The sequence below is a fragment of the Microbacterium helvum genome, assembly GCF_014779795.1.
Lineage (GTDB): Bacteria > Actinomycetota > Actinomycetes > Actinomycetales > Microbacteriaceae > Microbacterium > Microbacterium helvum.
Map to the genome: position 1 here is coordinate 135,010 of NZ_JACXZS010000005.1, position 22,287 is coordinate 157,296.

General features: G+C 69.3%; 26 protein-coding genes and 1 pseudogene. 15 read left to right on the forward strand and 12 right to left on the reverse strand.

The features are described from left to right. Window positions 1-54: 54 nt before the first annotated feature. On the reverse strand, window positions 55-1,707 hold the full coding sequence (locus tag IF188_RS09245; RefSeq protein ID WP_191171499.1) for a thiamine pyrophosphate-binding protein: 1,653 nt from the start codon (window positions 1,705-1,707) through the stop codon (window positions 55-57). Between the two features lie 141 nt (window positions 1,708-1,848). Here IF188_RS09245 and IF188_RS09250 point away from each other — a divergent pair, with 141 nt between their 5' ends. Beyond that, on the forward strand, window positions 1,849-2,160 hold the full coding sequence (locus tag IF188_RS09250) for a hypothetical protein (RefSeq protein WP_191171500.1): 312 nt from the start codon (window positions 1,849-1,851) through the stop codon (window positions 2,158-2,160). A gap of 580 nt (window positions 2,161-2,740) precedes the next feature. On the opposite strand, the gene IF188_RS09255 is transcribed toward IF188_RS09250, so the two are convergent. Continuing rightward, window positions 2,741-3,457: an IclR family transcriptional regulator gene (locus IF188_RS09255; RefSeq protein WP_191171501.1), complete on the reverse strand. Its 717-nt coding sequence runs from the start codon at window positions 3,455-3,457 to the stop codon at window positions 2,741-2,743. Between the two features lie 112 nt (window positions 3,458-3,569). On the opposite strand from IF188_RS09255, the gene IF188_RS09260 reads away from it, so the two are divergent. The 10 genes from IF188_RS09260 to IF188_RS09305 all read left to right on the forward strand — a co-directional run bounded on the left by IF188_RS09260 (window position 3,570) and on the right by IF188_RS09305 (window position 13,838). After that, window positions 3,570-5,462, forward strand: coding sequence for an FAD-binding monooxygenase (locus IF188_RS09260; protein ID WP_191171502.1), 1,893 nt, complete (start codon window positions 3,570-3,572; stop codon window positions 5,460-5,462). Between the two features lie 118 nt (window positions 5,463-5,580). Further along, window positions 5,581-7,050: an NAD-dependent succinate-semialdehyde dehydrogenase gene (locus IF188_RS09265; protein ID WP_191171503.1), complete on the forward strand. Its 1,470-nt coding sequence runs from the start codon at window positions 5,581-5,583 to the stop codon at window positions 7,048-7,050. Window positions 7,051-7,150: 100 nt separating this feature from the next. After that, entirely contained in the window at window positions 7,151-7,549 is a 399-nt protein-coding gene (locus IF188_RS09270) for a VOC family protein (protein WP_191171504.1), read from the forward strand. Next, complete coding sequence (locus tag IF188_RS09275) at window positions 7,546-8,082, forward strand: AAA family ATPase (RefSeq protein WP_318152844.1); 537 nt, start codon at window positions 7,546-7,548, stop codon at window positions 8,080-8,082. The genes IF188_RS09270 and IF188_RS09275 overlap by 4 nt, the downstream gene beginning before the upstream one ends. A gap of 228 nt (window positions 8,083-8,310) precedes the next feature. Then, window positions 8,311-9,399, forward strand: coding sequence for a YihY/virulence factor BrkB family protein (locus tag IF188_RS09280; protein WP_224751669.1), 1,089 nt, complete (start codon window positions 8,311-8,313; stop codon window positions 9,397-9,399). Between the two features lie 145 nt (window positions 9,400-9,544). After that, a complete protein-coding gene (locus tag IF188_RS09285) occupies window positions 9,545-11,551 on the forward strand; it encodes an ATP-dependent helicase (protein WP_191171505.1) in 2,007 nt (668 codons plus the stop codon). A gap of 84 nt (window positions 11,552-11,635) precedes the next feature. After that, entirely contained in the window at window positions 11,636-12,073 is a 438-nt protein-coding gene (locus IF188_RS09290) for a DUF1622 domain-containing protein (RefSeq protein WP_191171506.1), read from the forward strand. Window positions 12,074-12,286: 213 nt separating this feature from the next. Beyond that, window positions 12,287-12,970 (forward strand): phosphatase PAP2 family protein, encoded by a 684-nt coding sequence (locus tag IF188_RS09295; protein WP_191171507.1) that lies wholly within the window; start codon window positions 12,287-12,289, stop codon window positions 12,968-12,970. 52 nt (window positions 12,971-13,022) lie between these two features. After that, window positions 13,023-13,490 carry a DUF1294 domain-containing protein gene (locus tag IF188_RS09300; RefSeq protein WP_318152845.1) on the forward strand — a complete coding sequence of 156 codons (468 nt, stop codon included), beginning with the start codon at window positions 13,023-13,025 and terminating at the stop codon, window positions 13,488-13,490. A 3-nt stretch (window positions 13,491-13,493) separates the two neighbouring features. Further along, on the forward strand, window positions 13,494-13,838 hold the full coding sequence (locus IF188_RS09305) for a TfoX/Sxy family protein (protein WP_191171508.1): 345 nt from the start codon (window positions 13,494-13,496) through the stop codon (window positions 13,836-13,838). A gap of 7 nt (window positions 13,839-13,845) precedes the next feature. Here the strand turns inward: IF188_RS09305 and arfB are convergent, their stop codons facing one another. From arfB to IF188_RS09320, 3 genes are read right to left on the reverse strand one after another with little or no spacing between them, the layout of a single operon-like run. Beyond that, complete coding sequence (gene arfB / locus IF188_RS09310; protein WP_191171509.1) at window positions 13,846-14,283, reverse strand: alternative ribosome rescue aminoacyl-tRNA hydrolase ArfB; 438 nt, start codon at window positions 14,281-14,283, stop codon at window positions 13,846-13,848. A 38-nt stretch (window positions 14,284-14,321) separates the two neighbouring features. Next, window positions 14,322-14,603, reverse strand: coding sequence for a winged helix-turn-helix transcriptional regulator (locus IF188_RS09315; RefSeq protein ID WP_191171510.1), 282 nt, complete (start codon window positions 14,601-14,603; stop codon window positions 14,322-14,324). Beyond that, window positions 14,600-15,004, reverse strand: a complete 405-nt coding sequence (locus IF188_RS09320) for a VOC family protein (protein ID WP_191171511.1) — start codon at window positions 15,002-15,004, stop codon at window positions 14,600-14,602. The genes IF188_RS09315 and IF188_RS09320 overlap by 4 nt, the downstream gene beginning before the upstream one ends. 78 nt (window positions 15,005-15,082) lie before the next feature. Here IF188_RS09320 and IF188_RS09325 point away from each other — a divergent pair, with 78 nt between their 5' ends. After that, window positions 15,083-15,223 (forward strand): hypothetical protein, encoded by a 141-nt coding sequence (locus IF188_RS09325; protein ID WP_191171512.1) that lies wholly within the window; start codon window positions 15,083-15,085, stop codon window positions 15,221-15,223. 284 nt (window positions 15,224-15,507) lie between these two features. Here IF188_RS09325 and IF188_RS09330 read toward each other — a convergent pair. Then, window positions 15,508-15,897, reverse strand: a pseudogene (locus IF188_RS09330) (M24 family metallopeptidase); the annotation flags it as partial. A gap of 143 nt (window positions 15,898-16,040) precedes the next feature. On the opposite strand from IF188_RS09330, the gene IF188_RS09335 reads away from it, so the two are divergent. Next, window positions 16,041-16,871: a phosphotransferase gene (locus tag IF188_RS09335; RefSeq protein WP_318152846.1), complete on the forward strand. Its 831-nt coding sequence runs from the start codon at window positions 16,041-16,043 to the stop codon at window positions 16,869-16,871. A 24-nt stretch (window positions 16,872-16,895) separates the two neighbouring features. On the opposite strand, the gene IF188_RS09340 is transcribed toward IF188_RS09335, so the two are convergent. From IF188_RS09340 to IF188_RS09360, 5 genes are all read right to left on the reverse strand, one after another. After that, entirely contained in the window at window positions 16,896-17,312 is a 417-nt protein-coding gene (locus IF188_RS09340) for a VOC family protein (protein WP_191171514.1), read from the reverse strand. A gap of 39 nt (window positions 17,313-17,351) precedes the next feature. Further along, a complete protein-coding gene (locus IF188_RS09345; RefSeq protein ID WP_191171515.1) occupies window positions 17,352-17,636 on the reverse strand; it encodes a hypothetical protein in 285 nt (94 codons plus the stop codon). Window positions 17,637-17,714: 78 nt separating this feature from the next. Next, window positions 17,715-18,143, reverse strand: a complete 429-nt coding sequence (locus tag IF188_RS09350; protein WP_318152847.1) for a TA system VapC family ribonuclease toxin — start codon at window positions 18,141-18,143, stop codon at window positions 17,715-17,717. A 1-nt stretch (window position 18,144) separates the two neighbouring features. Next, window positions 18,145-18,363, reverse strand: a complete 219-nt coding sequence (locus IF188_RS09355) for a hypothetical protein (protein ID WP_191171517.1) — start codon at window positions 18,361-18,363, stop codon at window positions 18,145-18,147. Between the two features lie 195 nt (window positions 18,364-18,558). Continuing rightward, window positions 18,559-18,924 carry a DoxX family protein gene (locus IF188_RS09360; protein WP_191171518.1) on the reverse strand — a complete coding sequence of 122 codons (366 nt, stop codon included), beginning with the start codon at window positions 18,922-18,924 and terminating at the stop codon, window positions 18,559-18,561. 112 nt (window positions 18,925-19,036) lie between these two features. On the opposite strand from IF188_RS09360, the gene IF188_RS09365 reads away from it, so the two are divergent. Further along, window positions 19,037-19,468: a winged helix-turn-helix transcriptional regulator gene (locus IF188_RS09365; RefSeq protein ID WP_224751671.1), complete on the forward strand. Its 432-nt coding sequence runs from the start codon at window positions 19,037-19,039 to the stop codon at window positions 19,466-19,468. Window positions 19,469-19,751: 283 nt separating this feature from the next. Then, window positions 19,752-20,828 carry a winged helix DNA-binding domain-containing protein gene (locus tag IF188_RS09370; RefSeq protein ID WP_318152848.1) on the forward strand — a complete coding sequence of 359 codons (1,077 nt, stop codon included), beginning with the start codon at window positions 19,752-19,754 and terminating at the stop codon, window positions 20,826-20,828. 6 nt (window positions 20,829-20,834) lie between these two features. On the opposite strand, the gene IF188_RS09375 is transcribed toward IF188_RS09370, so the two are convergent. Further along, window positions 20,835-22,271, reverse strand: a complete 1,437-nt coding sequence (locus tag IF188_RS09375; protein WP_191171519.1) for an XRE family transcriptional regulator — start codon at window positions 22,269-22,271, stop codon at window positions 20,835-20,837. Between the last annotated feature and the right edge of the window lie 16 nt (window positions 22,272-22,287).

Sequence of the window (22,287 nt, forward strand, 5' to 3'; positions counted from 1 at the left end):
CGTGTCCTTATCCCCAGGAACGTCTGCCGCAGGTCATGACCGCGGCGCCCGCCGCTAGGAGTTCACGCGGATGATCTCGCGCTGGTACGGCGCGACGATCTCGCCTGAGATGCGGCAGTCGAGCACGAGGAAGGGGCGGGATGCCGGCGGCTGCGCCCTCCATGACGCCAGCCGTTCCAGGTCGTCGAGGGTGCGCACCACGACGCCTTCGGCGCCGACCCCGGCTGCGAGGGCGGCGAAGTCGACCTCGGGAATGAGCATCGGCTCCTTCGCGAGGCCCTTCAGACCGTAGAGGTTGACCTCCGCGCCGTAGGCGGCGTCGTTCCAGACCACGGCGACGCCGCGGCCGCCGGCGACACGCACCGCGGTCTCGAGGTCGGCGAGCGCCATGAGCCCGCCGCCGTCGCCGGTGGTGAGCACGACGGTGGCATTCGGCTTCGCGAGCGCGGCGCCCGGCACCGAAGGCCAGCCGAGGCCGATCGACTGGAACGCGGTGCCGACCATCATCATGCGGTCGGGCGAGGCGACCGGCCAGTACATGTTCGCCCAGCCGATGAAGTGGCCGCCGTCCGAGACGACGACCCGGTCCTGCGGCAGCAGTTCGCCGATGCGGCGGGCCACGGCGCGCGGGTCGAGGCGTCCGTCGGCCGCCACCGCCTCGCCGGGTTCGTACGCTCGCAGCGCGGCGATGTCCACGGACTCCCGCCACCCGCTCGGCGCCCGACCCCGGTCGCGCAGGGCGGTGGCGACGAGACGGGCCGCGACGCCGGCATCCGCCCGCACGAATCCGCCCACGTGGGGGTGGGTCGCCGCCGGGGCGACATCGATCTGGAACACCCGCGTGCCGGGCGCGAAGAGGTCGCCGAAGCGCATCGTGAACTGATTGAGGGATGCCCCGAACACGACGGCGACGTCGACCTCGCGCACCAGCTCCATGGCGGCCTCGGCGCCGAAGCCGCCGGTGACGCCGAGGTCGTACTCGGTCCTCGGGAACACGCCTCGGCCGAGAGCGGTCGACGCGGTCACGGCGCCCACGAGGTCGGCCACTTCGCCGAGCGCGTCCGCGGCCCCAGAGATCCAGGCGCCACGACCGGCGAGCAGGAACGGGCGCTCGGCGTTCGCGAGCGCGTCGACGAGGCTGTCGAGGGCTCCGGCCGCGAACGGTCCGACGGGTGAGAGCGGTTCGGGCAGGCGCGGCTCCGGCGCCTCGGGCACGGGGCCGGCATCGCGCGCGGCCACGTCGTAGGGGATGGCGAGCACGGTCGGCACCCGATAGGTGAGCGCGTGCTCGATCGCGATGACGGTGGTGGCTGCGGCATCCGCTCGCCCCACCGTGTACGTGCGGGCGCCGACCGCCGAGGCGAGCGCGATCTGGTCGACGTCCCACGGGCGTGGGCCGGAGGTGGGCTCGTCGCCGACGACGAGCACGAGCGGTACGTGCGCCTGCACGGCCTCGGCCAGCGCGGTGAGCGTGTTGGTGAACCCGGCGCCGTAGGTGGCCGTCGCGGCGGCGAGGCGCCCCGACGCGCGGAAGAAGGCGTCAGCGGCGACGACCCCGCCTGCCTCGTGACGGACGGCGGTGAAGTGCACGTCGGTCGAGCGCTCGAGCGCGTCGAGGAAGTACGCGTTGCCGTTGCCCATCACCCCGAACACGTGGTCGATGTGGCGGGCGAGCGTGAGGGCGACGTGAGCGGACACGGTGGGCATGGCGGATCCCTTGAGACTTCAGACGGATGAGAGGCCGTATGTGTCTCGCGCTGCCGCGCGGCGTGCCCTTTTTTCGAGCACCGGCGGGCGTCGATGCCGCCGGACGAAACCGAGTATAGGACGTACGCCAAGATGGGAGACATGAGGACGATCCAGCTGCGCCGGTACACGCTCGTCGACGGAGAGTACGACGCGTTCGTCGACTGGTGGAACGAGTGGATGCCGAAGGTGCGGCCCGCTGCCGGGTTCGCCATCGAGTTCGCGTATGGCATCCGTGAGACGAACGAGTTCGTGTGGGCAGTCAGCGCCGAAGGGGACGAGGACGCGTTCCTCGCGCTCGAGCAGGAGTACCTGGCGTCCGACGCGCGCGCCGAGGCGTTCGCCGGGGTGCCGCAGCGGGTCGCCGCGTACAACATCGGCTTCGTGACGGAGTTCCCGGCGACCGGTCGTTGAGCTCGCCCCCCGCTCGTTGAGCGGAGCGAGGAACGAGCGAAGACGAAACGCGGTGAGCCGATCTCTGGACCCGGCCCCGCGCGGACGTCGCCGGAGGGGCTGAGTCCGACGGGCGGGTTGCGGCGTTTCGTCTCGCTGGCGCTCGCTCAACGAGCGGGTGGGGGACTGGCGCTCGCTCGTTGAGCGGAGCGAGGAACGAGCGAAGACGAAACGCGGTGAGCCGATCTCTGGACCCGGCCCCGCGCGGACGTCGCCGGAGGGGCTGAGTCCGACGGGCGGGTTGCGGCGTTTCGTCTCGCTGGCGCTCGCTCAACGAGCGGGTGGGGGACTGGCGCTCGCTCGTTGAGCGGAGCGAGGAACGAGCGAAGACGAAACGCGGTGAGCCGATCTCTGGACCCGGCCCCGCGCGGACGTCGCCGGAGGGGCTGAGTCCGACGGGCGGGTTGCGGCGTTTCGTCTCGCTGGCGCTCGCTCAACGAGCGGGTGGGGGAGTCGCGCTCGCTCAACGAGCGGGTGGGCGACCCGCGCTCGCTCGACGTGTGGGTGGGGGACCCGCGCTCGCTCGACGTGTGGGCGGCGCTCAGCCGCCCAGCGCCTCTCCGATCGCGGCGGCGGAGCGGGCCAGCCGGGCCGCGATCGCCGCGGGATCCGCCGGGCTCGACACGTGCACAACGGCGATCGCCGCGGGGCGCTGGCCGCCGCGCAGTCGCAGCGGCACCGAGATCGCCTGCACGGTGGGGATGACCTCGTCATGGCTCGTGGCGTAGCCCCGCTGCGCGCACTCGGCGATCTCGGCGCGCAGGCGCTCGTCCACCTCGACGGGCCATTCCGCGGGGGAGAGCGTCGACAGGATCGCCTTGCTCGGCGCGCCCACCGTGATCGAATGCCGGGCCCCCGGTCGCTGAGCCACGGTCGCAACAGCGTGACGCGGCTCGACGCTCGCGAGCGTGATGCACTCGTCGCGGTCGAGCACCGCGAGGAAGCAGGTCATGCCGAGCTCGTTGGCGATGGCGGTGAGCTCGGGCAGCGCCTCGGCCTGCAGGTCGTGCGCGACCCCCGCGGCCAGCGCCGCGATCCGCGCGCCGAGCTGCACACGCCCGGTCGAGTCGCGGGCGACCAGGCCGTGGTCTTCCAGCGTGCGCAGCAGCCGGTACGCGACCGAGCGGTGCACCTCCAGCCGGGCGGCGAGTTCGTCGATCGTGAGCGGCTCGCGAGCGTCGGCGAGGACTTCGAGAATCCGGATGCCGCGGCTCAGCGTCTGCGAGGCGGGCGCGGTCGCGCCCTCCGACCTTGTCATGCGGCATCCCCTTCGTATACGATCTGTTCAATAGTAGAACGACGTGTTCGAATATAGAACACGACTCCTCTCGACACAATCCCGACGAAGTCGTCAGGAAGGGATCAGGACGATGCAGTTCCATCACCACGGTTACGTCTCCGGCGACCCGCGCGTCCAGGACGCGGCCGGCACCGGCATCGACCGTCCCGCCGAGCTCCCCGACGAGATGGACGTGCTCATCGTGGGCTCGGGACCTGCCGGCATGCTGCTCGCGGCCCAGATGTCGCAGTTCCCGGCCGTCACCACGCGCATGATCGAGCGCCGCGACGGTCGTCTCGTGCTCGGCCAGGCCGACGGCATCCAGCCGCGCAGCGTCGAGACGTTCCAGGCCTTCGGCTTCGCCGAGCGGATCATCGCCGAGGCGTACAACATCGGGTGGATGAACTTCTGGGGACCCGATCCAGCGAACCCCGGGAACATCGTGCGCACCGCGCGCACCGAGGACTACGCCTTCAAGATCAGCGAGTTCCCGCACCTCATCGTCAACCAGGCGCGCGTGCTCGACTACTTCGCCGAGGCCGCCGCCCACGGCCCGGGCCGCATCGTGCCCGACTACGGCATCGAGTTCGTCGGCCTCACGATCCACGACGACGGCGAATACCCGGTCGAGGTGCGCGTTCGCCACACCTCGGGGGAGCGGGCCGGCCAAGAGCGCACCGTCCGCGCCAAGTACGTCGTGGGCTGCGACGGCGCGCGCAGCGGCGTGCGCGAGGCGATCGGCCGCAAGCATGTCGGCGGCATCTCGGCCCACGCGTGGGGCGTCATGGACGTGCTCGTGAACACCGACTTCCCCGACTGGCGCACGAAATGTGCCATCAACGCCGAGGCGGGCAACATCCTGCACATCCCCCGCGAGGGCGGGTACCTGAGCCGCATGTACATCGACCTCGGCGAGGTCGCCGACGACGACGACCACCGCGTGCGACAGACGCCGATCGAAGAGATCATCCGCAAGGCCAACGCGATCCTGCACCCCTACTCGATCGACGTGAAGCAGGTCGCGTGGCACAGCGTCTACGAGGTCGGCCACCGCGTGACCGACAAGTTCGACGATGTCGACGTCGACCAGGGTCACGCGCCCCGCGTGTTCCTCACCGGCGACGCGTGCCACACGCACTCGGCGAAGGCCGGGCAGGGCATGAACGTGTCGATGCAGGACGGCTTCAACCTGGGCTGGAAGCTCGGGCACGTGCTGACCGGCCTCAGCCCGGCATCCCTCCTGCAGACGTACTCCGCCGAGCGCCAGCCCGTGGCGCAGCAGCTCATCGACTTCGACCGGGAGTGGTCCTCGCTCATGGCCCGCAAGCCCGAAGAGATCTCGGACCCGCAAGAGCTCGCCACCTTCTACCTCGGCACCGCCGAGTTCCCGTCCGGGTTCATGACGCAGTACGGCCCGTCGATGACGGTGATGGATGCCGCCCACCAGGGCCTCGCGTCCGGCTTCCCGCTCGGCAAGCGCTTCAAGTCCTCCGAGGTGGTGCGCGTGTGCGACGGCAACCCGGTGCACCTGGGACACCATGCCAAGGCCGACGGCCGGTGGCGGATCTATGCCTTCGCCGACGGTGTGGCGCCGGGTGCGGCATCCACTCTCTCCTCATGGGCGGAGTACATGGCCTCGGACGCGTCGCCCGTCGGCCGGTTCACGCCGACAGGGGCCGATGTCGACGCCGTGTTCGACGTCAAGGTCGTGTACCAGCAGCCCCACGAGGACGTCGACATCATGGCGGTGCCGAAGCTGTTCCTGCCCGAGACCGGGCCGCTCGGCCTGATCGACTGGGAGAAGGTCTACGCTGCCGCGCCGAGCGCCTGGACCTCGACCGACATCTTCGACGAGCGAGGGCTGTCGCGCGACGGCGTGGTCGTCGTCGTGCGCCCGGACCAGTACGTCGCGGCGGTGCTGCCGCTGACCGCCCACGACGAGCTGGCGGACTTCTTCGCGGGTGTTCTGCTTCCTCAGCGCTGAGTACGCGAGGGCGAGATCGAGGCCGCTCGTGTACACGGCGTATATGCACCCACCTCTGCCGACGGCGTAAGAATGGCCGCAGGCATCCACTGATCCATCCACAGACGAGGGAGTCCCCGTGACCGAGAACCGTGAGACCGCACTGCTGGCGTCGGTGCCCGATGGCCTGTTCATCGGCGGGGAGTGGCGTGCGGCGACCGACGGCAAGACGCTGAAGGTGTACGACCCGTCCAACGGCCAGGTCGTCAAAGAGATCGCGAACGCCTCGCCCGCGGACGGGAAGGCCGCGCTCGACGCCGCGGTCGAGGCGTTCCCGGCGTGGGCGGCGACGCCAGCGCGCGAGCGCGCCGAGATCCTGCGCCGGGCGTTCGACCTGCTGCAGGAGCGCAAGGAGGAGTTCGCGCTCCTCATGACCGTTGAGATGGGCAAGCCGCTGGCCGAGGCCCGCGGCGAGGTCGCGTACGGCGGCGAGTTCCTGCGGTGGTTCAGCGAAGAGACCTCGCGCATCCAGGGGCGCTACGGCGCCAACCCCGAGGGCACCGGCCGCATGATCGTGTCGCAGCACCCGGTGGGCCCGTGCTTCCTGATCACGCCGTGGAACTTCCCGCTCGCGATGGCGACCCGCAAGATCGCGCCTGCGCTCGCCGCCGGCTGCACGGTCGTGATCAAGCCCGCCGAGCTCACCCCGCTCACCACCCTGTACTTCGCGAAGCTGCTCGAAGACGCCGGACTGCCGAAGGGCGTCGTCAACGTGTTCACGACCTCGACGTCGGGCGCCGTGTCGGAGCCGATCATCCGCGACCCGCGCCTGCGCAAGCTGTCGTTCACGGGTTCGACGCAGGTCGGTCAGCGTCTGCTCGAGCAGGCGTCGCAGGGCGTGCTGCGCACCTCGATGGAACTCGGCGGCAACGCCCCGTTCGTCGTGTTCGACGACGCCGACCTCGACAAGGCGGTCGACGGCGCGATCGCGGCGAAGTTCCGCAACATCGGCCAGGCGTGCACCGCCGCCAACCGCTTCATCGTGCACCGCTCCGTCGCCGACGAGTTCGCCCGCCGGGTCACCGAGCGCGTCAACGGCTTCACCATCGGCCGCGGCACCGAAGAGGGCGTCACCATCGGCCCGCTCATCGACGACCGCGCGGTCGCGAAGGCCGCCCAGCTGGTTCAGGATGCCGTCGCCCGCGGCGCCTCCGTCGCCACCGGTGGCAGCGCCATCGACGGCCCCGGCACGTTCTACCAGCCCACCGTCGTCACCGACGTGCAGCCGGGGTCGGAGATCCTCCGCGAGGAGATCTTCGGACCGGTGCTCGCCATCGTCCCGTTCGACACCGAGGACGAGGCCGTGCGCCTGGCCAACGACACCGAGTACGGCCTGGTCTCGTACGTCTTCACCGAGAACCTCGCCCGCGGTCAGCGCATGATCGAGCGCCTCGAGACCGGCATGATGGGCCTCAACATGGGCGTCGTCTCCAACGCCGCCGCCCCGTTCGGCGGCTGGAAGATGTCGGGCCTCGGCCGCGAGGGCGGCGCCGAGGGCATCCACGAGTACCTGCAGACCAAGTACACGCTGACCCCGAACCCGTTCTGATCCGGGGAGTGAGATGAGCGGATGCCTCGTGCCGAGGCATCCGCTCATCTTTTGTGTGCGGGGCTGTGCTCGGATTCATCGGGGAACTAGCGTGGGGCGCATGGGCCTCAGCGACTTCCCCGTGCGCGCGTCGATCGGAGTGACGGATATTCGCCGAGCGGTTGACTTCTACGAGGGCATCCTTGGGCTCGAGAAAGCCGGCGAGGGTCCGAGCGCTGACATCGAGGGCGGCGGCCGCTCCTACCGGGCGGGCGGCGGAACGATGCTCAACGTGTTCGAGACACCGAACGCGGGCGGGGCGAAGTCAACCGTGGCGACCTGGTACGTCGATGATCTCGACACGGTCCTCGACGAGCTCACCAGGGCCGGTGCCGAGATCCCTCGATACGAGGGTCTCGGGCAGGACGAGCGAGGCGTCGCTCCTCGAGCAGGCGGAGGGCGCATATTCTGGGTCGCCGACCCGGACGGCAACACCATCGCCATCGAAGCGGAAGAGTGAGAGGCTCCAACGTCCATTCAGCGACCCTTATCCGCCATCTGGGTAGGGTCGGGATGGTGAGCAGGGTCGTCATGATGTGCGGGCCGGCGGGTTCCGGAAAGTCGACCGTCGCCAGAGAACTCGAAGCGACGGGCATGACGCGACTCTCGTTCGATCGCGAGGCGTGGCGACGTGGGATCCATGTGATGCCGCTTCCTGCTGAGGTTCACGAGGAGATCGAGCGAGAACTCCGCGCTCGGCTGGTCGAACTGGTCACGGCCGGTCGCGACGTCGTCCTCGACTTCTCGTTCTGGTCAAGACGATCCCGTCTCGCGTACCGGACGCTGCTCGGACCGCTTGGAGTGGTGCCCGAGACGATCTACCTCGCGACTCCACGAGCTGTCGCACTTGAACGGCTGCGGAAGCGCAGCCATGAACACGCGGACGACTACGCGCTCGCCGCGGATCTCGCGGCCGAGTACTTCGACCACTTCGAGCCTCCGACCGCTGACGAGGGCCCGCTCACCGTACTTCGAACAGCTGGACCGCAGTAGCGCATCGCTCATCGGACTCCGCTGAGCGATCGGCTTGCGAGTGCTCCCATTCCCAGGAGTCGAGGAGATCGGAAGTCTGCAAGTGGACGAGGGCACGCGCCTCGAAGTCGACCTGTGGACGCGGTAGCCCAGCTGCGGAGTCCGTTTGTCAAGCCCCGTGTGGGTCTGCTGCCTGCGCGCGCAAGATCCTCGTCTTCGCCTTGCCCGATTCGACCACGTGGAGGTGCGATGAGCACGACTGACCAGCAGCCTGAGAAGCGCGCCGACGGGATGCCCGATCCGGAGCATCCCGCGAAGCCGGATCGGCTGCGGGACATCGAGAAGCGCTCGTGGAAGTACGTCTTCGGCAACACGATCCGGGAATTCTCGGACGATGAGTGCACCGACATCGCCGCGGCGCTCACCTACTACGCGATGCTCTCGCTGTTTCCCGCCCTCATCGCCGTGTTCTCGATCCTGGGCGTCGTCGGCGAGGGAGAGAAGGCGGCCAACGCAATCACGGGCATCATCCAGAACTTTGCCCCGGACGCCGCCGACGCCCTCAAGGGTCCGCTCACCGACATGGCCACCTCTCCCGGCGCCGGCTTGGCCCTGATCTCCGGCGTCGTGCTCGCGATCTGGGCTGCGTCCGGCTACGTTGGGGCATTCAGTCGCGCCATGAACCGGATCTACGAGATCCGCGAGGGGCGGCCGTTCTGGAAGCTCAAGCCGGCACAGCTGCTCGTTACGCTGATCGGCATCGTGCTCATCACCGTCGCGACCGTCATCCTCGTCGTGTCGGGGTCGGTTGCCAGATCGGTGGGCGAGGTGTTGGGACTCGGGGAGGTCGCGACGACCGTCTGGTCGATCGCCAAGTGGCCGGTGCTCGCGTTCATCGTCGTCGTAATGGTCGCGATCCTGTACTACGCGGCACCCAACGCCAAGCAGCCGAAGTTCCGATGGATGAGCCTCGGCTCGCTCTTGGCGATACTTGTGCTCGTCGTGGCGACGGTCGCCTTCGGCTTCTACGTCACGAATTTCTCGCACTACGACAAGACGTACGGATCGCTGGCCGGAGTCGTGATCTTCCTGCTGTGGCTATGGATCGCGAACCTCGCGCTGCTCTTCGGCGCGGAGTTCGACGCCGAACTCGAACGGGGGCGTCAGGTGCAGGGCGGCATTGCCGCGGAGGAGGAGATCCAGCTGCCGCCGCGCGACGACCGCAACATCAAGAAGAAGGAGAAGAAAGAGGCGGAATCGGTCGAACGGGGCCGCGCCATCCGCGACGCGCAGGATGACGACGACGGTCAGCGCCGCGCCGGCGACTCCACCCGCTGACGGGGCAGCCCGACACCCTCTTCGCAGCCAGGGGCCGAGCTGGGCTGTCCACGTGCGGTTCATCCCGATCAGGAAGTCCGCTTGAGCCTCTCTCCGAGCTCGCCCGGACGGTTGGATGTCCGGGGGTCTGGTTACCGTGGCCTGCGTGGCAGTTGGTGATGCGCTTGCGGGGCTGGATCCGGCACAGCTTGAGGCCGTCGAACACGGCGACAGCCCGCTCGTGGTTGCGGCGGGTGCCGGGACCGGAAAGACGCGGGTACTCACTGCACGGGTCGCTCGATTGCTGGAGTCGGGAGTTCCGCCTGAGCGGATCCTGCTGCTGACATTCACGCGGCGCGCGGCATCCGCGATGCTCTCTCGCGCCGCGTCGCTGTGCGGCGACCCACAGGCTGCGCAGCGCATCGCCGGCGGCACATTCCATGCCGTGGCGCACCGCATCGTCGCCGAGCACGCACAGCATCTGGGGCTGGAGGATGTTACGGTCATCGATCCCGACGACGTCACCGACCTGATAGACCTGCTGCGCGCGGAGCACGGACTCGACGGCACCGAAGTGCGACTGCCCACGACGCGTTCGATCGCGGACATCGCCTCGCGCGTGGTCAACACCGCGACGCCGGTCCGTGCCGTCATCGAGGAGCAGTTCCCCTGGGCGCTGGAACAAGCCGACCAGGTCGCGGCACTGTTGCGGCATTATCGGGAGCGCAAGCGCGTGCGCGGACTGCTCGACCTCGACGATTTGCTCATCGCCTGGCGGGCACTGGTCGCTGATCCGGATGTCGGGGCGAGGTTGCGGGCTCGGTGGGACTGGGTGTTGGTCGACGAGTATCAGGATGTCAACCAGCTTCAGGTCGAGATCGTGCGCGGACTCAGCCCCGACGGCCGCGGGCTCACCGTCGTCGGCGACGACGCACAGGCGATCTACGCCTTCCGAGGGGCGAGTGCGGGGCACCTGCTGGATCTCATCGAGGCGTACCCCGACGCCACGCTCGTGCGACTGCAGCGCAACTTCCGTTCCACGCAGCCGATCCTCGACCTCGCGAACGAGGTTCGCCCGGGGGAGGTGAAGCTGCGGCTGGTCGCCGACCGTCCCCAGCAGGGCGGCCGGCCGACGCTGGTGACCTGCCGCAATGCCGACGACGAGGCTCGCACGATCGCCGACCGCATCCTCGCCGCACACGTCGATGGCACGCCGCTGCGGTCGCAGGCCGTGCTGATGCGGACCGGATCCCACAGCGCGCAGCTGGAGGTCGAGCTCAAGGTGCGGGGGATCCCGTTCCACAAGTTCGGCGGCATCGGATACCTGGAGACGTCGCATGTGCGCGACCTTCTGGCCAGCTTCCGGGTCGTGCTCAACCCGGCTGATGAGGTGTCGTGGTACCGCCTGCTCACCCGGCACCGCGCGATCGGCAAGGCCAGCGCGCGCACGCTCGCAGCGATCCTCGCGGACGGGGGTGTCGACCGTGCGGCCGACGCGGTGGCGGCGGCACCGGCGAAGGCGCGCACCGGGCTGGCGTCGACCCTGTCGCTGCTCGGCGCCGTCGACGTCACGACCGCAGTGCCGGAGCTGGTGGAGGCGTGCCGGGGTGCGGTGGATCCGCTGCTGCGCGCGCACTACCCGGATTGGAATCGTCGGGTCACCGAAGTCGAGGGCATCGCACAGGCCGCCGCGGCGCAAAGCGATCTGCGCACCTTCGTGAGCGAGCAGGCGATCGACCCGGTGAACGTCGCCGGCGACTGGGCGAAGCAGCCACATCTCGACGAGGATTGGCTGACTTTGTCCACGATCCACTCCGCCAAGGGATTGGAATGGGACGCGGTGCACTTGATGCGGGCGAATGACGGCGCGATGCCCTCGGACATGGCACTCACCTCGTCCGCCGGCCTTGCCGAGGAGCAGCGACTCTTCTACGTTGCACTCACGCGTGCACGCGACACGCTCGACGTGTACGTGCCCTCACAGCTGCCCACCCACCCCACCGCGTTCCTCGCCAAGCACGTCGCCGCCAAGCCCAGCAGATTCCTGACCGAGCCCGCACGCGCTCTCATGGAGGCGGTCAGCACCCCCGCCCTGACCCCAGAACCTGCGGTCAAAGCGGCGTTCGCTGTACCGCGGGTGTGCACAGACGCGTTCGACGACCTGTTCGCCTGACCGACATCAGCTGGGCTCGGCGCGAATGGGCCCGATCTGCGCGTCGCCTAGCCGCGCTTGTGCCCGGACCCATACGCTGAGCGCGTGGATTTCGAGTCGGTGTTCACTGCCGTCGCCATCGGGTTCGAGGTGATCGGCGCCGTCGTGATGGTCGCCGGGTTCCTCTTCGCGGTCGTGCTCGGCATCCGTTCTCTCCTTCGCGGCGAGGGCGGCCACGCCGCCTACACGGCCCTGCGCACGACCCTCGGCGCGGCGATCCTGCTCGGACTCGAGGTGCTCGTGGCCGCGGATCTCGTGCGCACGATCACCTCCAAGCCCTCACTCGAGGACGCCCTCATCCTCGGGATCATCGTGATCATCCGGACGATCCTCTCGATCTCCATCCAGATCGAGATCGACGGGGTCGCCCCGTGGCGTCGAGCGCTGCTGACGAGCGGCGGTCAGCTGCTCGGGCAGGCGGCGGCGAAGGATCGCGCCGCCTCCGCCCGTGCAACGGCTTCGCGCGCAGGAAGTGCTCAGTAGCCCCCGTTTCACTCGTCGACCCGGTGTCTCGCCGCCGATCGTGCCGCAGCCCTACGTCTTATCGGTGAGAAGTGGCGGCTGAGCGCTCCGTCAGTCGGGCGCGGCCGGCACCGAGATCGACTCTGGCGGTGCGGAGACCGCCGGTGAGCGCCGCCAATGAGTGGAGCGCGCCGACCCGCTGCCGCGCACACACACCGCCGCTACGATGCGGGCATGCCGCTGTTCCGAGCCATCGTTCTGCCAGCGCTCGGTGCGATCGCCGTGCTGACCGCGGCTGGGCGGGTCATCCGGCTCATCGACGGCGACGACCCGCGCGAGGACCACGCCGTGCGTGCCCTGCAGGAGGCGTTCGGCCACAAGCCGGGAACCGACGGCGTCGCATTCCCGGCCGACTTCGCCGGCCGACTCATGCCGCGCGATCCACTGGATCGAGTCACCGAACCACTCTCGTGGTACTCCGGCGTGCCGCAGACCATCGCGAACGCCGTTGCCTGGTGCGGCATCGCCTGGGCGCTGACGCGCAACCCCCGCTCAGCGCTCGCCCCTGCGGCCGTCCTGGCTCTCGAGACCGCGTGCTTCATGGCATCCGCGGCGCTCGTGGGGCGACCGAGACCCGCGAGGGTGTGGCGCCCCGAGCATCCCCACGCGACGTCGTCTTTTCCTTCCGGGCACACGGCGGCGGCCTTCGCGCTCCATGGCACCCTCGCCGACCTGCTCGACCACCACGACGCCCGTGGCGCGCGGATAGTCGGCCCGCTCCTGAGGTACGGCATCCCAGGGGCGATCGCCGTCTCACGCGTCTATCGCGGCCAGCACCACATCTCGGACACAGTTGCGGGCGCAATGCTGGGGCGGTTGAGCGCTGCTGTGGTGCGGCGGGCGCTGATCGCGTCGTAAGTGGGCGGGACTCGCGAGTCGTGAGCCGACCCATCTCCCTAGAATCGAGCACGTGACCACCGGCTCAAGCAGATCGACACATCTCGACGTCGGTGACCGTCCCCGCGACATGTCGAAGCCGCTCCCTTCGACGCTGAGCTGGACCGTCCTCCTTGTCTTCATCGCAGCGTTCGCGGTTGCGTGTCTCGCGGCCGACCTTCCGCTGTGGATCCCGGTGCTCTACCTCGTGATGAGCGTCGTCGGCTTCGCCGCCTACGGTGTCGACAAGTCGGCGGCGAGAGCAGGTCGTCGGCGCGTCTCGGAGCAGACGTTGCTCACCGTCGGTGTCCTCGGCGGCTGGCCGGGAGCGCTCATTGCGCAGCAGGTGTTCCGGCACAAGACGCGCAAGCGCTCCTTCCGGCGCATGTTCTGGCTCACGGTGCTCATCAACGTCGCTGTCTTCGCCGCACTCGTCTACGTCGCGATGACCAAGCCCGGGGTTCTCGACCTGCCATTCCTCAGCGCACTCATGAAGGGGTGACTCATGCCGATGAGCGAAGCGCAGCAGGAGCTGACCGACCGCACCCGTGCGCTCCTGGCCGACGAATCGGACCTCACCGAGAAGGCGATGTTCGGCAGTCACGCGTTTCTGCTCGACGACCGGATCATCGTCGCGGTGATGCGGGATGCACAGCTGCTGGTGAGGGTGAGCGCCGAGGATGCCGCGACCCTGACGCTTGAGGCGGGCGCGGCTCCGGCGGTCATGGGCCCGAATCGGCGCGAGATGGGACCCGGCTGGCTGCTCGTCGCGCCCGACGCTCTGGCAGACGACGAGCGACTGCTGTTCTGGATCGACGCGGCGAGAGAGTTCAACCGGCTCGACCGCTGACGTCCGGTCACTCGTGGGGTGGTCGACGGAGCTGTTTCACGTCGGTGCGATGCTTCTTGGCCGCCAGGCGTCGTTCCTTCGCACCTCGACTGGGTTTGGTGGGTCGTCGCGCAGGCGGGGGCGGGCGGAGCGCGTCGGCGACGGCGGTGGCAAGTCGCTCGCGGGCGGCCTCCCGGTTGCGTCGTTGCTCGCGATGTTCGGATGCCGCGATCGTCAGCACTCCTCCCACCAGCCGGCCGCTCAGGTTCGTGAGCAGCCGCTCTCGCTGATGGGGCGAGAGGGCGGCCGATCGTGCCGCATCCCATACGAGCTCGGCTCGGGAGTCGGCGGTGTTCACGCCTTGCCCGCCCGGGCCTGAGGAACGTGAGAACCGCCACGACAGTTCGGACTCGGGGATCGTGACCCCGGCGTTGATGCGAAGTCCGGGACGGTGCGCGGCCGGCATGAGTCCATCATCCCCTCCGCTGCGTTCTGTCCAAGCGCCTAGGTGTGCTCGGCACCCCAGCGTCCCAGCGCGACGATCGCGTCGCGCAGGGCGAACCCGCGCTCGGTGAGCGCGTAGGCGCGCGTGTTGTGATGGAGCGGAAGGCGGTACAGAACTCCTGCAGCTTCGAGTTCGCGCAGGCGCGTCGCGAGCATGTTCGTCCCCGCGCCGAGCTCGCGCTGCAGGTCGCCGTAGCGTTTCGGGCCGTCGAGCAGCTGCTCCACGATGAGCAGGGCCCAGCGTGCTCCGAGCACGTCGAGGGCGTCGGCGAGGTCGCTCACGCCGTCGGTTCGGTGTCCGGCTTCATCCAGAACGGCGAGTAGTGGTAGCCGTCGGGGTCGTCGAACTGGCGCTGGTACATGAAGGGGTAGTCGTCGGTGTCGCCGATCCGGCCGCCCGCCGCGCCGGCTCGCTCGACGAGTTCGTCGACCGCCTCACGACTGCCGAGGTCGAACGAGACGGTGACCTTCGACGGCGTCTCCGGCCCGCCGATCAGCGAATCGACGCCGCCGACACTGGCGTACATCTCGCGACTGCCGAGCATGACGTACTGCTCGGGCGCGATCGCGAAGCACGACACGTTGTGGTCCGACATCTCGGCGTTGAGCGTCCAGCCGAGGGCTGTGTAAAAGGCGGTCGCGCGTTCCACGCTCTCGACCGGGCACGTGATGAAGAGGCTCATGGGCTGATACTTCCAAAATGAAAGTGCCCCGTCAACCCCCCCGGCCCAGCAGTGGTCGGCCGACTCTAGGCTGGACGCGTGATCGACCGCCCCGCAGACCCGCTGGCCTGCCCGACGTGCGGCGATCCGCTGACCTTCGAGATCCTCGACGACGAGAAGTTCCTCGTCGCGTGGTCATGCGTCAACTGCGGGCTGGTGCGCACGACCGAGCCCACGTGACCACGACCGAGCCGGCCGCGGAACATGCTCGCCGCGGAATATCGGCTGTGTCAGCCAGCTGCGCGTCGGACTCGCAGCGATGGTCGATGGCTCGTACGACGTTGCGTGGCATTTTCGCGAAGAGCTCACTGCCGATCCCGAGGAGACTGGTCCGCCGCTACGTCGACGCGTCGGACTATGAACCTCTGCCGTGCCAGTGCAGCAGCGGCGGTGACTGCGACTGCCCCGGCGGGTGAACCTGCTGCGTGAGTGAACTGGATGCCGGGGGCCGCGGCATCCAGTTCTCACGAGGAGGTGGCGCTCGACGTCGTCGGCACGCGACTCGGGACGGTGAGGATCTCGGCGCCGTCGTCCGTGATCGCGATCGTGTGCTCGCTGTGGGCGGTGCGGCAGCCGGTGGCGCTGCGGAGCGTCCAGCCGTCGGCATCCACGATCAATCGGTCGGTGTCGATCATCGCCCAGGGTTCGAGCGCCAGCAGAAGTCCGGGGCGGAGCATGTAGCCGCGGCCGGGGCGGCCGGCGTTGGCGACGTGCGGATCCTGGTGCATCGACGAGCCGATGCCGTGGCCGCCGAATTCCAGGTTGACGGAGTATCCGGCGTCGGTCAGCGTCGTGCCGATGGCGTGCGAGAGGTCTCCGAGGCGGGCGCCCGGGCCGGCGACGGCGATCGCGGCGATCGCGTCGGCGCTGGGTCTCTCGCTGGATGGCGTATGGGCCGAGGTCAACGGCGACGAGCCCGCATCCCCCGATCAACTCGCCTCCTAGTCTCGATCGACCCGTCCGGCAGCACCTAACCTGGGTGCAGGAGAGGTGGCACGTGGAGGAACCGGCACGCACGCGCGCGATCGAGGCGGCGAGAGGCATCGCCTCAGCCCTGGGCCTTGCCTGCGACGAGGTGGTCGTGCTCAACGACTCGAACAAGCTCACGTTGCGGCTGCTGCCCGGCGATGTGCTCGCTCGGGTGGCCCCCGACGATGACACGGCCTGGTTCGAACTCGACCTCGCCCGCCGCATCATCGACGCAGGAGGCCCCGTTGCCGAAACTGACCCGCGAGTCGATGCGCGCGTGTATGAGGGCGACGGGTTCTTCGTGACGCTGTGGACCTTCTACCCCCAGCTCCAGCCGCCGACGATCGCACCGGCCGCGTACGCGGACGCGCTCGCTCGGTTTCACTCTCACGCAGGGGATCTGCAGGTGGCGACGCCGCACTTCACCGACCGGGTGCGCGAGGCGCAGGACCTTCTCGCGAGCCGCGAGCGCACCCCCGAGCTGGCCGAAGACGATCGCGCGCTCCTGGCGCGGACGCTCGACCGCCTTGCGGCGAGCATCGCCGAACGAGGCGGCCGAGAGCAGCTCCTGCACGGCGAGCCTCATCCGGGCAACCTGTTGAGCACGCCCGATGGCGTGCGGTTCATCGATCTCGAGACGTGCTGCCGCGGCCCCGTCGAGTTCGACGTCGCACACGCTCCCGAAGAGGGCGGCCGGCATTACTCAGGCATCGACCGGGTGCTGCTGCGCGAATGCCGGATGCTCGTGCTGGCGATGGTCATCACCTGGCGGTGGGACCGCGACGATCAGCTGCCCGACGGCCGGCGACTGGCCGCGACGTGGCTCGACGAGCTCCGGACGGAGCTGGCCGCCGCCTGACATGCGGCGCCGCCGGCGCCAGGCTCAGTCGTCGTGCAGCTCTTCGAAGTACGACAGGCCCACCAGCATCCCCTCCGGACTGAGCAGTCGTGCGGTCGTCTGGCCCCACGGCTCGATGTGCGACGTCACCAGGATCTCGTGACCCGCGGCACTCAGCTCGCGCTCGCCGTCGGCGACCGCGTCGGGCGACGCGAGCTCGAACTCGAGCCACGCCTGCGGCACGGGGAGGTGCGCGGGCCACTCCGAGCTGCCGAACGTCGACTGCGCGGCATCCGACAGCCGCCACAGGGCGAACGCTTTCACTCCGCCGAGCGAGTTCGTGTGCAGATAGCCGGGCGGCGACTCGTGCAGGGGGAGTCCCAGGTCATCTCGGTAGAAGGCCTGCGAGGCTGCGTCGTCGCGCACAATGGGGCCGAAACCGGCCACGAACTGTACGTCCATGCGCTCACCGTAGGGGAGGGGTGCGACAGCGGTGCAGGATCATTGATCCGTCGCCGAGCAGGCTCCCATCACCTCCAGGTGCGGGAGCCCGTCGATCGTCGTACGGTCCCGGATGCTCGTCCGCTCGATCGGCAGCGTCGTGCTGTCGCGGATGTCTTCCTGCATCACGCGGTCCGGCAGGTAGCCGGCGGCGTCCCAGGCGCCGAGGATCGCCGTGAGCGAGTCGGCGTTGTCGCCGGTTGCAAGCTGGAGTGAGGCCGTGAGCCGCGACCCGGCCTCGTTGCAAGCTGCGGTCAGCAGCAGCGAGTCGTCGATGACGATCACGAACCCGCTCGGACCCGAACACTGGGCAACAAGTGCGTGCCTCGCCTCGGGCGTCTGCTGTTCTTTACGTCGTGGACGTCAGCGAGGCAGCAGCAGGACGTGCCGTCGATCGTCGGGCGCGAGCATGTCGAGGATGCCGGCGTCCAGGGTGGCGAGAATCAGACCGGTGCTCGCGGCCAGGTTCACCAGGTGTACATCGGTGATCTGCCCTGGTGTCGCGACGCGGTCGAGGCCGATCGAGGGCGTCGTGAGAGATGCGCCATCCGGCACGAAGCGGCACCCGGGTGTTGCCCGGATCGCCGCGAGCATCGCCAAAGCAGTCGGGACGGTCACAGGCGTGCCGACGACGTGCGGGTTGATGGACAGCCTCACGAAGGCGCTTTCGGTGACCGGCGTTGTCGCCCACTCCTCCGCCGTGTCCCACCACGAACGCGCACGGCGGTGATGAACGTGCGTCGGCCAGGCGAGGGCGATCAGCACATTGACGTCGAGCAGGAAGGCAGGCACGTCAGTCTCGGTGCTCGTTGACGCGGTCGAGGGTGATCGGCGGCGAGGGGTGTTCGACCGCGAAGGTCGGGAACCCGGTCGTGATGTCGATCGTGCCCATTCCGGTCAGGCCCTGGTGTGCGAGTCGCGAGACGGCCGCACCCAGTGAGATGCCGTCCGCGCGCGAAATCGCACGTGCCGCGGCGAGGATCTCATCGTCGATGTCGAGAGTCGTGCGCATCAGCGCATCATAGCATCAGAGCATCACGCACGCTCCGCGGCGATCACGCACGCTCGTGTCAGTATCGGGTGCTGCACAGGAAGGGAAGTGGATGCCTCGGGCTGTGGGCCCACGCGCCCCGAGGCTCCGCGCAGCGCGAAGCGATGCGTGGAGAGGGCGTCGGGAGCATCCACTTCTCCCTGAAGCGTGCGGGGCTCAGAGCACGACGATGAACCCGAGCACGGCGCTCACGACCGAGAGCGCGGCGAGCACGATGGACGGTGTCGCGTTCTCTTTGCGGCGGATGTGGACGACGATCGCGCCGATCATGACGATGGCGAGGGCCGTCGCGGCGATCGGGGTGAGGATGGGGGCGATGTCGGTCAGCAGCGGAAGGATCAGGCCGATGCCGCCGACGACCTCGGCGATGCCGATGAGCTTGACGGTGGGGTCGGCGAAGTCGTCAGCCCAGCCCATGCCGCTCGCCACGAGGGCGGTCTTGGGGCGGACGGCCTTCATCGAGCCGGCCATGATGAAGGCGAGCGCCAGGAGTCCGTTGAGGATCCAGAGGGCGATGATCATGCAGTTCTCCAGGTAGAGATCGTGTGGTCTGTTACTGTTTGTAAGCAACCCCATGATGCGTCATCTTCGGAGGGCGTACAAAAGGCACACGCATGTAAGCAGGTGACACGCGATGGCGAACACGCTGACGATGACTCCGGCCGGCGATCCCGCGCCGACCGGCTACGAGCGCTCCTGCGAGGGCGCGGCGCCGGGCACCGACCACGGCCGGGCGATCCGGGACGTGCTCGACCGCATCGGCGACAAGTGGTCGCTGCTGGTCGTCGGCACACTCCGGGCGGAGCGGCTGCGCTTCACCGAGCTGCAACGGCACATCCCGGGCATCTCGCAGCGCATGCTCACCCTCACCCTGCGCCAGCTCGAGCGGGACGGGCTCATCACCCGCACCGTGCATGCAGAGGTGCCGCCGCGGGTCGAGTACGAGCTGACGCCGCTCGGCGGCACGCTCGTAGAGCTCGCCATGGCGCTCGCTGACTGGGCGATCCAGAACCACCCGCGCATCGAGGCATCCCGTGACGCCTACGACGCGGCCCACGCGCGCTGACGGCGCGGTGACCCGCGGGCCGGCCGGCGTCGCGCCCGGAGTCCCGTCTGGCACACAGAATCGGATCCGCTGGTGCGGACCGGACGACCGACACGCCGGGGTATGTGACCTGTGGGCCGCGTGTCGGATCCGGTATCCGCACCCGCGGATCCGATGTTGTGCGCGCGGCGGGATGTGGTGAGTGGATGCCCGGGGTCCGGCATCCACTCATCTCGAACTCGTACCCGCAGATGTCGGCGGCAGCCTCCTGCGCAGTGTCGGGGCCTCGCGCCATGATGGGTCCGTGGACACCTCGACCATGCGTGCCGAGCGGCTGCGGTCGCACCGTCTGAGCGCGCCCGCGCGCACGATCGCCGAGGCGGCGCGGCACATGCTCGCGACGCAGGCGCAGGAGTTCTGGGGCGGGCGATGGGCGATCGCGCAGCGCACCCGGGGGACGCCGACGCTGAGCGATGTCGATGCGGCATTCGACCGGGGTGAGATCGTGCGCTCGTGGACGATGCGCGGCACGATCCATCTCATCCCTGCCGAAGACCTTTCGTGGGTGCTGTCGCTGACCGCCGACCGGCAGCATCGGCAGATGGCAGGGGTCCGGCGTGTCGAGGCGATCGACGATGCCGAGCTCGACCGTGCCGAGGCAGCGACACGGGCAGCGCTCGCCGGCGGCAACCGGCTGACCCGCAAAGAGCTCGCCGAGGTGTGGGAGGGCGCGGGCGTCTCGACCGCCAAGCAGCGCGGGTATCACCTGCTCGTCGCTTTGTCGCTGCGCGGCGCCATCTGTCAGGGGCCCGTCGTGGCGCGCGCGGAGGGGCCGACGCGCGAGCAGTACCTGGTGCTGACCGAAGAGTGGATCCGAGACCCGGCGATACCCGCCGATCCGCTGGCCGAGCTGTTCGTGCGCTACATCGCCTCGCACGGCCCGGCGGGCGCGCGGGACTTCGCGTGGTGGACGAGCCTGCCCCTCGGGGTGGCGCGGCAGGCAGCCGAGCGGGCCGGTGACCGGCTCGCGGTCGTCGCCGACGAGCCCGAGCCGATGTACGTCGCCGGCCCGGCACCGCGGCGCGCGGCATCCGCGCCCGAGGTCCTCGCGCTGCCGCCGTTCGAGGAGTACTACCTCTCGTACGTGGATCGCACGGTGCCATGCGCGCCGGAGTTCCTCAGCGCCATCGGCCCGAGCATGAACGGCATCGTCCGCCCGATCATCGTGGTGCGCGGCGAAGCGGTGGGTGTCTGGACGCACTCGGTCGCCGTCGGCCGGCATGCCGACGACCCCGTCCCCGAGCTCTTCGCACCCGGGGCGGCCACCGAGGCCGAGGTGGCGGCATCCCTCGATCGCTACAAGGCGTTCATCACCGGGTGAGCCGTTTCACGCGTGGCGGTCAAGGAAGTCGTACACCTCGTTGTCGTCGACCCCGGGAAAGGCGCCACGGGGGAGCGGCGAGAACATCTGCATGTGCACGCGGGCGCTCGGCCACGCCTTGCCCGCCCAGCGCCCCGCGACGTCCGGCGCCGCGCGGCGGCAGCACGACTCGTCGGGGCACGTCGACGTCGCGCGCTTCTGCGTCTCGCGGCCACGGAACCAGCGCGCGTCGTCGAAGGGCACGCCCACCGTGATCGAGAACTCGCCGGCCGAGGTCGACCCGGTCTGCGTCGAGCACCAGAACGTGCCCGCCGGCGTGTCGGTGTACTGATAGTGCTCGGTGGTGCGGTTCTGCTCGTCGAACGCCGCGCGGGCCGAGAATTTGCGGCACGCCATCTGTCCGTCGATCGCCCCTGTGACGTCCGAGGGCAGCGGCAGGTCGTCGTTCTCGTATACGCGTGAGATCGCGCCCGATCCGTCGACGCGCAGGAAGTGCAGCTTGATGCCGAGGTGATGCGTGGCGAGGTTCGTCAGACGCATGCCGGCGGCCTCGTGGGTGACGCCGAACGCGTCGCGGAAGTCCTCGACGGCGAGGTTGCGGTCCTTCTTCGCCTGCTGGAGGAACGCCACCGACGCGGTCTCGGGCATGAGGCAGCACGCGGCGTAGTAGTTGATCTCCAGTCGCTGCTGCAGGAAGTCGGCGTAGTCGGTCGGCCGCTTGTGCCCCAGCAGGCGGTGCGCCATCGCCTGCAGCGCCATCGAGCGCAGACCGTGTCCGCCGGGGATGGATGCCGGCGGCAGATAGATCCGGCCGTGCTCCAGGTCGGTGACCGAGCGGGTGGAGTGGGGCAGGTCGTTGACGTAGATCAGCTCGAACCCGAGCTTCTCGGCCATGATGCTGACGGTGCGGTGGGTGAGAGCGCCCGATACGTGGCCTGCGGACTTGAGCTGCTTCTCGGCGAGCCTCTCGATGTCGGGCAGGTAGTTGTCGCGGGCGCGCATCATGAGCCGCAGCTCGGTGTTGGCGCGCCGTGCCTCTTCGGGCGTCGCGATGGCCTCGCGCTCCCGGCGCTGCAGCTCGCGGTGAAGGCCCAGCACCGACTCGATCGTCTCGTCGGACATGCCCTTGGTGACCTTGACCGGCGCGATGCCCAGCTGACGGAACACCGAGCTCGATTGCGCGCGCTCCAGCTCGATCTCGAGTGCGGCGCGGCGGTTGGGCGGCTCGGCCGACAGCAGATCGGCGACCTCGACTCCCGTGGTCGACGCGATCGCCTGGAGCAGCGACAGCTTGGGCTCGCGCTTGCCGTTCTCGATGAGGCTCAGCTGGCTGCCGGCGACCCCGACGAGGGCTCCGAGCTCGTCGAGCGTGTAGCCGTGAGCGAGGCGCTGATGACGGATGCGGTGGCCCAGGGTCGACAGTTCGAGCGAGGTCGGCGGCATTCCTTGATGATAGCGA

What these genes read in the sequence shown, in the direction of transcription:
- IF188_RS09305 (WP_191171508.1), top strand. Translation starts at nt 13,494, where the DNA reads ATGCCGATGAGCGAAGCGCAGCAGGAGCTGACCGACCGCACCCGTGCG.
- IF188_RS09260 (WP_191171502.1), top strand. Translation starts at nt 3,570, where the DNA reads ATGCAGTTCCATCACCACGGTTACGTCTCCGGCGACCCGCGCGTCCAG.
- IF188_RS09355 (WP_191171517.1), bottom strand. Translation starts at nt 18,363, where the DNA reads ATGCGCACGACTCTCGACATCGACGATGAGATCCTCGCCGCGGCACGT.
- IF188_RS09375 (WP_191171519.1), bottom strand. Translation starts at nt 22,271, where the DNA reads ATGCCGCCGACCTCGCTCGAACTGTCGACCCTGGGCCACCGCATCCGT.
- IF188_RS09295 (WP_191171507.1), top strand. Translation starts at nt 12,287, where the DNA reads ATGCCGCTGTTCCGAGCCATCGTTCTGCCAGCGCTCGGTGCGATCGCC.
- IF188_RS09245 (WP_191171499.1), bottom strand. Translation starts at nt 1,707, where the DNA reads ATGCCCACCGTGTCCGCTCACGTCGCCCTCACGCTCGCCCGCCACATC.
- arfB (WP_191171509.1), bottom strand. Translation starts at nt 14,283, where the DNA reads ATGCCGGCCGCGCACCGTCCCGGACTTCGCATCAACGCCGGGGTCACG.
- IF188_RS09320 (WP_191171511.1), bottom strand. Translation starts at nt 15,004, where the DNA reads ATGAGCCTCTTCATCACGTGCCCGGTCGAGAGCGTGGAACGCGCGACC.
- IF188_RS09280 (WP_224751669.1), top strand. Translation starts at nt 8,311, where the DNA reads ATGAGCACGACTGACCAGCAGCCTGAGAAGCGCGCCGACGGGATGCCC.
- IF188_RS09340 (WP_191171514.1), bottom strand. Translation starts at nt 17,312, where the DNA reads ATGGACGTACAGTTCGTGGCCGGTTTCGGCCCCATTGTGCGCGACGAC.
- IF188_RS09250 (WP_191171500.1), top strand. Translation starts at nt 1,849, where the DNA reads ATGAGGACGATCCAGCTGCGCCGGTACACGCTCGTCGACGGAGAGTAC.
- IF188_RS09255 (WP_191171501.1), bottom strand. Translation starts at nt 3,457, where the DNA reads ATGACAAGGTCGGAGGGCGCGACCGCGCCCGCCTCGCAGACGCTGAGC.
- IF188_RS09270 (WP_191171504.1), top strand. Translation starts at nt 7,151, where the DNA reads ATGGGCCTCAGCGACTTCCCCGTGCGCGCGTCGATCGGAGTGACGGAT.
- IF188_RS09365 (WP_224751671.1), top strand. Translation starts at nt 19,037, where the DNA reads ATGGCGAACACGCTGACGATGACTCCGGCCGGCGATCCCGCGCCGACC.
- IF188_RS09360 (WP_191171518.1), bottom strand. Translation starts at nt 18,924, where the DNA reads ATGATCATCGCCCTCTGGATCCTCAACGGACTCCTGGCGCTCGCCTTC.